This is a genomic window from Nocardia sp. NPDC041819, assembly GCF_055590505.1.
Genome location: NZ_JBVJAP010000004.1, coordinates 90,159 through 101,609, shown reverse-complemented (window position 1 = coordinate 101,609; position 11,451 = coordinate 90,159). Strand labels below are relative to the sequence as shown.

The window sequence follows — 11,451 nt, the reverse complement described above, 5'->3', positions numbered from 1 at the left end:
ATCGTCGGTTACGGCGTCGCGGCGGGGACCAGGAACGCGAGGGTGGCGATCCCCACGGCGCCGTCGGCCACACAGGTGACGCGCATCGGCTTGCCGACCGGCGTCTGTTGCGATTCGAAGCCGCTGTAGTAGCCGAACACCGGCCCGGACCGCCCCGACGGCTGGAAGAAGCCGAGACATTCGGCCTCCAGCACCGAGGCTCCCTCGCCACTGTGGCACAGCGCGGCCGCGTCGGTGACGCCTCGGTCGACATAGCAACCGGCCGGCTCCGCTCCCGCGGGCCCGGCTCCGGCCCAGACGAGGCCGCCCGCGAGGAACAGCAGAACGGTTCCCGCGCCCACTCGCCGTATCGTGGTGTGCACCGCAATCCCTCCTCGGCAGATCTCAGCCATACCCGGTTGATGCCGTGCGGGGTAATCGCTTCGCCCACGCGTCGCGAACCCCTTTCTGATATTCCAGCAGAACCGGAGCGGACGGTCGAGCACGACACCGCCTCGAAATCGCGATTTTTCAGGACGGATGCCGGAAGGCGGTGGCGTCCCCGCGCGGTACATCTCTTGTCCCGGCGTCGGGACCGCTAGGCTACGAGCAGCATTGGCGGGTTCGGTGAGGATGTGATTCGGCCGTGGAATGGACCTTCACTCCGGACGAGTTCGCCTATATCTGGCGCGAGACCGACCTGGACCGCCACCCCTACCCGCTGCGCATCCTGGAGACGCCCCGCACCGAGGACGAGGCCGAGAAGTTGCGCATCGCCCTCGCCGAGCGGCTGCCGCTGCGCTCCGACCCCGACCTATCGGCCTGCCTGCGCATTCTGGCCGAACCGCACACCAGGATCGTGGCGATCGGCGGCGCCCATCAACCGGGCAGTGAGCTACGGTTGCTCGCCGCCGCCATCTACGATCGCGCCGTGCTCGCGGTGCAGGAACCCGGCGCGGGACCGGATTTCGGTGGCCGCGTGCGCATTTCGATCGGCCACAGCACAAAACTGGGCCGGCGGATCGCGGCGCTGCTGCCGAGGACGCCCGCTGGCCGCGAACCCGCTCGGGTCGCGTCCGGTGACGCGGTACGCGACCAGGAGACCGTGCGCGCGCGGCAACAGGCGGCGCCCCGAATCCGCAAGCTGCTGCTCGAACCGCATACCGCCGAGGGCCACATCAGAATCGAACCGCGATTGGATCGTCCCACCCCGCCCCCACCGATCCACTACACCTGGATCGATGTACGCGACGACGGAAGATACCTGATCAAAGCGGGCGACGAAGTGCGGATCGCCCCCGCTTCCGCCGAGCAGATCGCCCTCCAATTGCAAAAGCGCATACCGATATAACTCGTTTTCGCGGCCATGGCCGCCGACTAATGCTGACCAGGCACCGAGCTTCCGGTTAGTCTGAGGCGGACCGACCGATCTCAGGGGTGAGCGATGACGATCGAGACCAGCCGAGCCGATATCGCCCGATTCAAGGAGGCCGCGCAGAGCGGGACCGTCCAGTTCGATCCGGCGGCGGCTCGGCAGTGCGCTGAAATGTATGAGCGGCAGGCCGATCGGCTGCTTCACCTACAGCAGCGCCTCCAATCCGCAGCGGACCTCGGCGGTTTCGGTGGATTCGTCTCCGCGCAGCAATTGCAGGCCGGTTTCAGCCACAAGGCGCGGGACGCGGCGGCACTGCTCGACCACTACATCGAAGCGGCCTACCGCATGAAGGAAGCGTTCTTGATCAGCGGAGGACTGTTCGAAGAGGCCGACGCCGCGAGCGCCGCCGCCCTGCGCGCGGTCCAGACGAGGTTGCCCCGATGAGCGGCTCCGATCCCACCTACATCAGCTCGATGGAGCATTTCGAGTCCCTGCGGCACGAGGAGATCTACGCGAAGGCGCAGCAGATCGACGCCGCGCAGGTACTGCGCGCCTCGACGATCTGGGTCGAGGCGGCAGGGGCGCTCACCACGTCGTTCCCACTGACTCGCGGCGGTGTGGACCGCGTGATGGACACGGCCGGATGGAAAGGCGCCGCCGCCGACGCCGCGCAGGCATGCGCGCGCAGTTTCGCGGCCTCGGCCGACGAGCTGGCCGCGGTGCTCGGTCAAGTGGGCGCCCGGCTCGGCGGGGTCGCAGCGGCCGCCGAGGCGGTGAAACTCGCGGTGGTGCCGCCGGGCGCTTCCGGGCCGGTCGGCGCGATCGCGCGACTGCTGGAAGCGGCGCACGTCATCAACGCGCAGATGGCGCAGGAGGCGCTGCGCCAGGAAGCCGTGCTCGCGATGAACATGGTCTATAAGCCCGCATACTCCGCCGCGGGAACCGCCGTGCCCGCGCTGCCCGAACCACCCGCTGTCACGGCGCCGGCCGCACCACAGGCGCTCTCCCCCGGCACGCCGAGGTACTCGACACCCGAGCCGGTGCTGCCGGACGACGAATCATCGCCGGACACAACGCGACCCGCACCTGACAGCAGGCAACCCACACCCGACGCTCCGGAATCGTCCGCGCCGTCCCACCCGCCGTCATCGCCGACACAACCGGCGCCGGACGCACAGCAGACTCCCTCGGCGCCACCCACCCAGCAGACTCCACCACCGCAGCAGTCCCCCTCCACCGAGACCCCGGCGCCGCAGCAAGCCCCGTCCACCCAGACACCGACGCCACAGCCCACGCCGTCGCCGTCGCCGTCGCCCGAGCCTGCACCGCAGACACAGCAGGCGCCCTCGACCACACCTCCGCCGCCGAGTCCTACTCCCGCACCGGACATTCCGGAGCCCGTGCAACCGCCCAATTCGTCGGCACCCGCACCGCAAACGCCGGAGCCCGTGCAACCGCCGAGTTCGTCGGCGCCGCCACCGCCTACCGAACCACCCGCACAGGTTCCCGAACCGGCGCAACCGCCGAGTTCGTCAGCACCTCCGCCGCCTCCGCCCGCACCGCAAACCCCGGAACCGGCGCAACCACCGAGCTCATCGGCACCACCACCGCCCGCACCGCAAACCCCGGAACCCGTGCAACCACCGAGCTCATCGGCTCCCCCACCGCCACCGCCCGCACCGAGCCCACCACCGCCCCCGCAATCCCCGGCTCCGGGCCCCGGGGTTCCACTGCCCGATCCGGGTGGCCAACCCGGCGTCACCGGCCCGGTGGAAGGCAACCAGCAGCAGATACCGACGACCAACCAACCGGGCGTCGTCCCGTCCTGAGGCCGGTCCGCCGCCTCGGTCACCACGCCGGGGCGGCGGGGAGTTCCCGGCGGCATCGCGCCGGGCGCTCAGCGCATCTCGGATGCGGATGGTGCCACCACGCCGTCTGTACAGCTCCCGGCCGTCACCGCACACCCTGATGTCGTCCGGTTGCGAGCCCAGAACCGCTCCGTGTCGCCGCGACGGCCACCGGCGGACAGAGTTCGGCCGAGCCGCGATCGACCCGCCCGTGCTCGCGAACTACTCACCTGGGGTGCACGAGCAGATGAGTTTCTCAGGTCGAGCCCCGGGGGCGTCGGGTCGGGACGAAAGAGCGCATGACTGTGCCCGAAACGCCCGCAGCCAGTGCGAAATCAGACCTTCACCAAGTCGTCGGCATGGATCACGGGGCGTTGCATCGTGTCGGGAAGTTCGGCGGTGGAGCGGCCGAGCATGCCCGCCAGTTCGGTGCTGTCGTATTCGACGACGCCACGGGCGACGACGCGGCTGTCGGGGGCGACCAGATCCACCACGTCACCGCCGTAGAAGCGGCCCCGCACGCCCACGATTCCGGCCGCGAGCAGCGAGCGGCGCCGGTGCGCCACCGCTTGGACGGCACCGTCGTCGATGAGCAGGGCGCCGCGGCTGTCGGCGGCGTGCCGGACCCAGAACTTGCGGGCGGACAGGCGCACCGGGCGGGCGGCGAACGCGGTGCCGACGGTGCCGGTGGTCAGGGCGGTGGCGGCCGACGAGGCGGCGGCCAGCAGCACCGGCACGCCCGCGTCCGCGGCCAGGCGCGCCGCCGACAACTTCGACGCCATGCCGCCGGTGCCGAGCGCGCCGCCGCTGCCCGCGATGACGCCGTCCAGGTCGGCACTGCTGCGCACCTCGGGAATCAGCGTTGCCGCGCCCTTGCGCGGGTCGCCGTCGTAGAGGCCCGCCACGTCCGACAGCAGTACCAGCGCGTCGGCGCCGACCAGGTGGGCGACCAGCGCGGCGAGCCGGTCGTTGTCGCCGAAGCGGATCTCTTCCGTTGCCACGGTGTCGTTCTCGTTCACCACGGCCACCGCGCCGAGCGAGCGCAGGCGGTCGAGGGTGCGCTGGGCGTTGCGGTGATGCTCGCGGCGGGCGAAGTCGTCGGCGCTCAGGAGCACCTGCCCGACCGTGCGGTGGTATCGGGCGAACGAGGTGCCCCAGGCGTGCGCGAGGGCCAGCTGCCCGACGCTCGCCGCGGCCTGCTTGGTCGCCAGATCACGCGGACGGCTGGTCAAGCCGAGTGGCGCGATGCCCGCGCCGATCGCACCCGAGGACACCACCACCACATCGGATCCGGCGCGCATCCGCGCCTCCACCGCGTCGGCGAGCAGATCCAGCCGCGCGGTGTCCAAGCCGCCTTTCAGACTGGTCAGCGCCGATGAACCGATCTTGACCACGACCCGGCGCGCCGCCGCGATCGCCCGCCGCGCCTCGCTCAGGCCCGACGAATCCGCCTCGGCAGTCATGGATTTCATCTGCATCGCCACCGAACTCCCTGCGCCACAATCGAATCCACGTTAGCCGGGACCGTTGTCCCGACCATACCCGGACCGCCCGCGATCGAGCCCGCCGAACGCGGCACCCGCCGCGAGCGCACGACTCGACCGTCGTCCACGTCTACTCCTCGTCTTCCCGCACCAGACCGCGGCGCACCCGGGACGCGTGCTTGCGCTCGGCCGCACTGACCCGGTCGGTCTGCTCCAGCCGGATGTCGGTGCCGCGCCCGGTGGGCACCATGTCGATACCCGCCGAGATCTGGGGTTCCCATTCGAATGTCACGTCGCCGATGGTCACCGGCGCTCCCGGTTCCGCGCCCAGCCGCACCAGTTCGTCTTCCACGCCCAGGCGGGCCAAACGGTCGGCCAGGTAGCCGACGGCCTCGTCGTTGTCGAACTGGGTCTGCCGCACCCAGCGCTCCGGCCGGGTGCCGCGCACGATGAAGCCACCGGGCTCCTCCGGGTCGGCGAGCACGCTGAACCCCGTGTCGTCCACCGCGATCGGGCGGATGACCGGCCGCTTGGGCGCAGCCTGCGGATGCTCCTCGCGGTACCGGCGCACCAGGTCGGCGAGGGCGAAGGTCAGGGGGCGCAGGCCCGCCCGGCTCACCGCGGAGATCTCGAACACCGGCCAGCCGCGCTCGGTGAACTCCGCGGTCACCATCTCGGCCAGTTCGGCCGCGTCGGGCACATCGATCTTGTTCAAGATCACCACACGTGGCCGGCCCGCCAGGTCGCCGAGTTCGGCGTCCGCGCTCAGCGCTGGCTTGTAAGCGGCGAGTTCGGCCTCGAGCGCGTCGACGTCGGACACCGGGTCGCGGCCCGGCTCCAGCGTCGCGCAGTCCACCACGTGGGCGAGCACCGCACAGCGCTCGAGGTGCCGCAGGAAGTCCAGGCCCAGACCGCGCCCTTCGCTGGCCCCAGGGATCAATCCGGGCACATCGGCGACGGTGAAGGTGGTGTCACCGCTGGCGACGACGCCGAGATTGGGCACCAGTGTGGTGAAGGGGTAGTCGGCGATCTTCGGCTTGGCCGCCGACAGCACCGAGACCAGCGAGGACTTGCCTGCCGAAGGGAACCCCACCAGCCCGACGTCGGCGACCGACTTCAGCTCCAGAACCAGGTCGAGTTCTTCGCCGTCCTCGCCGAGCAGCGCGAAACCCGGCGCCTTGCGGGCCTTCGAAGCCAGCGCGGCATTGCCGAGCCCGCCGCGACCGCCGCGCGCGACGATGAAGCGGTTGCCCGAACCGACCAGGTCGACGAGCACCTTGCCGTCGTCGTCGAGTACGACGGTGCCGTCGGGCACCTTGAGCACCAGATCGGCGCCCTGCTTGCCGTCCCGGTTGCCGCCCTCACCCGGCTTGCCGTTGCCCGCCTTCGCGTGCGGGTGGAAGTGGAAGTCCAACAGGGTGTGCACGTTGGCGTCGACCTCGAGGATGACGTCGCCGCCGTTGCCGCCGTTGCCGCCGTCCGGCCCGCCGAGCGGCTTGAACTTCTCACGGTGCACCGAGGCGCAACCGTGGCCGCCTTTACCCGCACGCACATGCAGTACGACACGGTCGATGAACTTGGACATACGCCGAATCATCCTCCTTCGGGACTGGTCGTACTGGGACTGGTAGTTCGAGAACACGAAAAACGGGCCAGGGTTTCGAGACCCTGACCCGCTCGCTGTGTATCCGGAAGTGGTTCGGCGGTCAGGCCTGAACCGGCTCCGGGGCCACGATGTTGACGGTCTTGCGTCCACGCTTGGTGCCGAACTCGACCGCGCCCGCCGACAGGGCGAACAGGGTGTCGTCACCGCCACGGCCGACGTTCACGCCGGGGTGGAAGTGGGTGCCGCGCTGACGCACGAGGATCTCGCCCGCCTTGACGGTCTGGCCGCCGAAGCGCTTGACGCCGAGTCGCTGGGCGTTGGAATCACGCCCGTTGCGGGAGCTGGACGCACCCTTCTTGTGTGCCATAGCTGGTTCTCCTCGGGATGTCTTACTTGATGCCGGTGACCTTGAGGACCGTCAGCGGCTGACGGTGACCCTGGCGCTTGTGGTAGCCGGTCTTGTTCTTGAACTTGTGGATGCGGATCTTCGGGCCCTTGGTCTGCTCGACCACCTCGGCGGCCACGGAGATGTCGGCCAGCTTCGCGGCGTCGGTGGTCAGCTCGGCGCCGTCGACGACGAGGACCGGATTCAGCGCCACGGCGGTGCCCGGCGCGCCCTCGATCTTCTCGACCTTCACCAGGTCACCGACCGCGACCTTGTACTGCTTTCCGCCGGTCTTGACGATCGCGTACGTTGCCATCGGTCGGCTGCCCTTCTTCCTGTAGTGCTCGGCACTCGTTCACGCGGCGACACCTCCGGTTTGATGCCACCGGAAACCGCCACACGACTGGTCTGGTAATCGCCACCGCCTCGGCATCTGGTGGCTCTCGGTACTGAACTGTCGAGAACCGGGCCACGGAGACAAAACATGTTGTCACCGGGCAGCGACTGTCCAAGATTACAGGACGGCCACCGCCACGACCAAACCGGCGCCCACCCCCGCTGCCGGGCGATGCCACCGGTTCGCTGCCGAGACGCACGTGGCCCCCGCCGGAGATGCCGGCGGGGGCCACGGAACGTGCGCGACGACTCAGTGCGACGCGTCCGGCGCGCCTGCCGGGCGGCCGACCGCCCGCCTGCGCGGCCGACCGCGCTGCGGCAATTCGACCGGTTCCGGCTGGGAGTAGTCGATCGCGGGCGCGGGCGCCTGCTCCCCGGTGGGCAGTACGAACACCGCTCCCGAACTGTCCGCGGCGGGCGCCGCGGCCGAACGGGCAACCCTCCGGCGACGAGATGGACGGCCCGCTCCCGGTTCGGCGACACCGTTGGCGGCGGCGCCGTTCTCCGATGCCGGGACGGACTCGGCAGCCGGGACCGGCTCGGCGACGGGCTCGGCCTCGGGAGCCGGAACCGACTTCTCGACGGCGGCGGGCTCCTGCGCCGGTACCGGCTCGACCCGCTCGACTTCCTCGATGACCTCGACCACTTCGGCGGGCTCGGTCTCCGGCTCCTCGGCGGGAACCGCCACGGCGGCCTCGACGGTCTCGGAGACCACTCGCTCGTCGGCGGGCTGCTCGGCGCTCGCGGCCCGCGGCTCGGCGGCGGTCTCCTCGGCCGGTTCCGGCTCCTCGTCGGTCTCCTCCGAGTGGTGCGCGGCCATCGCGAGCGCGACCGGATGCGCCCGTTTGACGGCCGCATCTTCCTCGGGCTCGCCCGCGGGTCCGGACCCGTTGGCGGGCTGTGCCGGTGCCTGCGCGCTCTTGTCCCGGCCACGACGCCTGCGCGAACCGCTCTCCTTGGTGCGCCCAGCGGCCTCTTCGCCGGAACCGGGCTCCACCGGATAGGCGTGCACGAGGATGCCGCGTCCGTGGCAGTGCTCGCAGGTGGTGGAGAACGCCTCGACCAGGCCGGTGCCCAGCTTCTTGCGGGTCATCTGCACCAGGCCGAGCGAGGTGACCTCGGAGACCTGGTGGCGGGTCCGGTCCCGGCCCAGCGCCTCGGTGAGGCGGCGCAGCACCAGGTCGCGGTTGGACTCGAGCACCATGTCGATGAAGTCGACGACGATCATGCCGCCGATGTCGCGCAGCCGCATCTGGCGCACGATCTCCTCGGCCGCCTCCAGGTTGTTCCTGGTGACGGTCTCCTCCAGGTTGCTGCCGCCGGAACCGGTGAACTTGCCGGTGTTCACGTCGATCACCGTCATGGCCTCGGTGCGGTCGATCACCAGGGTGCCACCCGAGGGCAGCCACACCTTGCGATCCAGCGCCTTGGCCAGCTGTTCGTCGATCCGATAGGTCTCGAACACGTCGACGCCGTTGTTCTCGTGCCGGTTGACCCGGGCGAGCAGGTCGGGCGCGACGGTGCCGATGTACTTCTCCACCGTGCTCCAGGCCCGGTCACCCTCGATGACCAGCTTGGAGAAATCCTCGTTGAACAGGTCGCGGATGACCTTGACCAGCAGGTCCGGCTCTTCGTAGAGCGTCTTGGGCGCGTTGTTGTCCTTGCCGGTCTGCTGCTGGATCGTGCGCCAGGTGGCCTGCAGCCGCTCCACGTCGCGGGCCAGCTCGGTCTCGCTGACGCCTTCGGAGGCGGTGCGGATGATCACACCGGCGTCGGAGGGCACGATGTCGCGCAGGATCTCCTTCAGACGCTTGCGCTCGGTGTCGGGCAGCTTGCGGCTGATCCCGGTGGAGGTGCCGCCGGGCACGTACACCAGGAAACGCCCGGCCAGGCTGATCTGCGTGGTCAGACGGGCGCCCTTGTGGCCGACCGGGTCCTTGCTCACCTGGACCAGCACCTGGTCGCCCGGCTTGAGCGCCTGCTCGATCTTGCGCTCCTTGCCGCCGAGCCCGGCGGCCTCCCAGTTGACCTCACCGGCGTAGAGCACGCCGTTGCGGCCGCGGCCGATGTCGACGAACGCGGCCTCCATGCTGGGCAGGACGTTCTGCACCCTGCCGAGGTAGACGTTGCCGACCATGGACGCCGAACCGGTGCTCGTCACGAAGTGCTCGACCAGGACGTTGTCCTCGAGCACGGCCACCTGCGTCGCGGTGGGGTGGTCGGGGAAGGACTTCTCGCGCACGACCATCACGCGATCGACGGCTTCGCGCCGGGCAAGGAACTCCGACTCGGTCAGGATCGGCGGACGGCGGCGGCCCGCCTCGCGTCCGTCGCGACGGCGCTGCCGCTTGGCTTCCAACCGGGTGGAGCCGGTGATGCCCTGGACCTCGTCGGCCGCGGCGGCGCGGCTGCGGGTCTTGTTGCGCGGCTCGCGCTCGTGCACGACCGTGTTCGGCGGATCGTCGTCGGCCGATTCGCTATCGCCCGACTCGCCGGCCACCTTGCGGCGACGGCGGCGACGGCGACGACGGGTGGAGCCTTCCGGCGCACCGTCCTCGTCGTCCCCCTCGCCCTCGGCGGTCTCCGCGGACTCCGCGGACTCCGCCGCCTCGGCGGCCTCGGGAGCCGATTCGTCCTCGTTATCCGACTCGTTCTCGTCGCCATCGCCATCGCCGTCGGACTGCTGCTCACCACGGCCGCGGCCGCGTCCGCGGCGACCACGGCGCCTGCGGCGGGGCTGTCCTTCGTCGTCCTGCTGGTCGGCCGACTCGCGCTCGTCCTCGGCCGGCTCGGTCTCGTCCTCGGCGGGCTCGGGCGCCCGCTCCTCGGTACGCCGAGTGTCGCGCTCGGCGCGACGCTGCTTACGCGCCTGCTCGGCCGCCGCGGCGTCCGGCGACAGGAACAGCGGCGCCTGCACTGCGGCGGCGGCCTCGAACACCGCCGGGGCCACCGGCTCGGGCTCCGGTCGCTCCGAGTGCGTGAACAGTTGCGTGTGCTGGGTAGCCGAAGTGCCGGTCGGCACGGGCGTTGCGCCCGGCACCTCCGGCGCGGAGAAGAGGACCCCGGCACCGGTGAAGGGCGTCTCGGCGGGCGCTTCCCGCCCGGATCCAGCCGGTTGTCCGCCCGCGACCGGGGCGTTCGCCGCATCCGCTGTGGCGCCTTCGGGAGGCTCGGCGGTCTGCGCCGGCGCAGAGGCGTCTACCTGGCCCGCTGCGGGCTGCGCGGCCGCGACGTCCGCCTCGACCGTCACCAAGGCGTCGCGCACCGACTCCGCGACGGCCCGGTCGACGTTCGACTGGGCGCTGCGCGCGTCCGCCCCCATCTCGGTCAGCTTGGCCAGGATGCGCTTGCTCGTTACCCCCAGCAGCTTGGCGAGTGCATGAACTCGGATTCGCTCCGGCAATTGTTCGGCATCCTGTGATGTTGTTTCCAGCGGCTCTTGATCGGCCACGAAGTCTCCTCGGGCCCCCGGGCGCGTCCCTCCCGGCGGGAGTGACGCGGCCGACGCGGGGGCGCTGTCCGTTCGACCCGCACCCGGTGGGCGCGAGTTCAAGTGGTCTCGCCCCGCGTGCCCGGTTATCTCTCGGTTTTTCGTCGTTCGGGCTAACTGGTCACGCGGCGCCTGGCTGTATGGCTGAACTCCGCGGTACGAGCGCTCATCCAGCGTGCCTGCGCGGACAGCCGACCCTGTAACCAGGCCGTTTGTCCATGGCAGCGATGATCGGCATCGAACCGTGGTGTCATCCGGCTGCGCTCGTCACGTCTCGTTCGCGCACCTGCACGAACAGTCGGCATCGAAAGCAGCCGATGCCAGTATCCCACACCGCGCGCCGGGCGTTCGCCATCGGCGCTCGAACCGGTCGGGCCCGCGGCGCGAACACGCCGGTCGCGGCGGCGCGGGCACGGCGCTCGAGACTCGGTCAGGCGGGCCGATCGGGGAACCAGAGCGCGATCTCGCGCTTGGCCGATTCGGGTGAATCCGAGCCGTGGACCAGGTTCTCCTGGGTCTCCAGAGCGAAGTCTCCGCGAATGCTGCCGGGCACGGCCTTCTCCACCGGGTCGGTGCCGCCCGCGATCTGGCGGAAGGCGGCGATGGCGCGGGGGCCTTCCAAGATGGCCGCGACGACCGGGCCCGAGGTGATGAACTCGATCAGGGACCCGAAGAACGGCTTCTCGGCGTGCTCGGCATAGTGGCCCTCGGCCAGTTCCTCGGATACGTGCTTCAGTTCGAGGGCGGCGATCTTCAGGCCCTTGCGCTCGATACGTGCCAGCACCTCGCCGACAAGGCCACGGGCCACACCGTCCGGCTTGATGAGTACCAACGTCTGTTCAGTCACGGCGCACAGCCTATCCGGCACACTTCGGGGCACCGCACCAGC

10 protein-coding genes are annotated in these 11,451 nt (G+C 70.4%); 3 read left to right on the top strand and 7 right to left on the bottom strand.

Annotation, left to right across the window (positions count from 1 at the left end; translation table 11 throughout):
- Positions 1–8: 8 nt before the first annotated feature.
- Complete coding sequence (locus ACZ6DL_RS15020) at positions 9–362, bottom strand: hypothetical protein (protein ID WP_466051439.1); 354 nt, start codon at positions 360–362, stop codon at positions 9–11.
- A 263-nt stretch (positions 363–625) separates the two neighbouring features.
- Between ACZ6DL_RS15020 and ACZ6DL_RS15015 the strand changes: the two genes are divergently transcribed.
- The 3 genes from ACZ6DL_RS15015 (at position 626) to ACZ6DL_RS15005 (ending at position 3,183) form a co-directional block, all read left to right on the top strand.
- On the top strand, positions 626–1,330 hold the full coding sequence (locus tag ACZ6DL_RS15015; RefSeq protein ID WP_466051437.1) for an ESX secretion-associated protein EspG: 705 nt from the start codon (positions 626–628) through the stop codon (positions 1,328–1,330).
- A 93-nt stretch (positions 1,331–1,423) separates the two neighbouring features.
- Entirely contained in the window at positions 1,424–1,798 is a 375-nt protein-coding gene (locus ACZ6DL_RS15010; RefSeq protein ID WP_040865501.1) for a hypothetical protein, read from the top strand.
- Complete coding sequence (locus tag ACZ6DL_RS15005) at positions 1,795–3,183, top strand: hypothetical protein (protein ID WP_466051435.1); 1,389 nt, start codon at positions 1,795–1,797, stop codon at positions 3,181–3,183. Before ACZ6DL_RS15010 ends, ACZ6DL_RS15005 begins: the two co-directional genes overlap by 4 nt.
- 353 nt (positions 3,184–3,536) lie before the next feature.
- Here ACZ6DL_RS15005 and proB read toward each other — a convergent pair whose 3' ends face one another.
- The 6 genes from proB to ndk all read right to left on the bottom strand — a co-directional run bounded on the left by proB (position 3,537) and on the right by ndk (position 11,409).
- A complete protein-coding gene (gene proB / locus ACZ6DL_RS15000) occupies positions 3,537–4,637 on the bottom strand; it encodes a glutamate 5-kinase (RefSeq protein WP_357045326.1) in 1,101 nt (366 codons plus the stop codon).
- A gap of 178 nt (positions 4,638–4,815) precedes the next feature.
- The gene (gene obgE / locus ACZ6DL_RS14995; RefSeq protein ID WP_040865499.1) at positions 4,816–6,270 is read right to left on the bottom strand and encodes a GTPase ObgE; all 1,455 of its coding nucleotides are present in this window, start codon (positions 6,268–6,270) and stop codon (positions 4,816–4,818) included.
- Positions 6,271–6,391: 121 nt separating this feature from the next.
- Entirely contained in the window at positions 6,392–6,658 is a 267-nt protein-coding gene (gene rpmA / locus ACZ6DL_RS14990; protein ID WP_043688634.1) for a 50S ribosomal protein L27, read from the bottom strand.
- Between the two features lie 22 nt (positions 6,659–6,680).
- Positions 6,681–6,992: a 50S ribosomal protein L21 gene (gene rplU / locus ACZ6DL_RS14985; RefSeq protein ID WP_062977502.1), complete on the bottom strand. Its 312-nt coding sequence runs from the start codon at positions 6,990–6,992 to the stop codon at positions 6,681–6,683.
- 330 nt (positions 6,993–7,322) lie between these two features.
- Positions 7,323–10,523 carry a translation initiation factor IF-2 N-terminal domain-containing protein gene (locus ACZ6DL_RS14980; RefSeq protein ID WP_466051432.1) on the bottom strand — a complete coding sequence of 1,067 codons (3,201 nt, stop codon included), beginning with the start codon at positions 10,521–10,523 and terminating at the stop codon, positions 7,323–7,325.
- Positions 10,524–10,992: 469 nt separating this feature from the next.
- Positions 10,993–11,409: a nucleoside-diphosphate kinase gene (ndk, locus tag ACZ6DL_RS14975; protein WP_063053963.1), complete on the bottom strand. Its 417-nt coding sequence runs from the start codon at positions 11,407–11,409 to the stop codon at positions 10,993–10,995.
- Between the last annotated feature and the right edge of the window lie 42 nt (positions 11,410–11,451).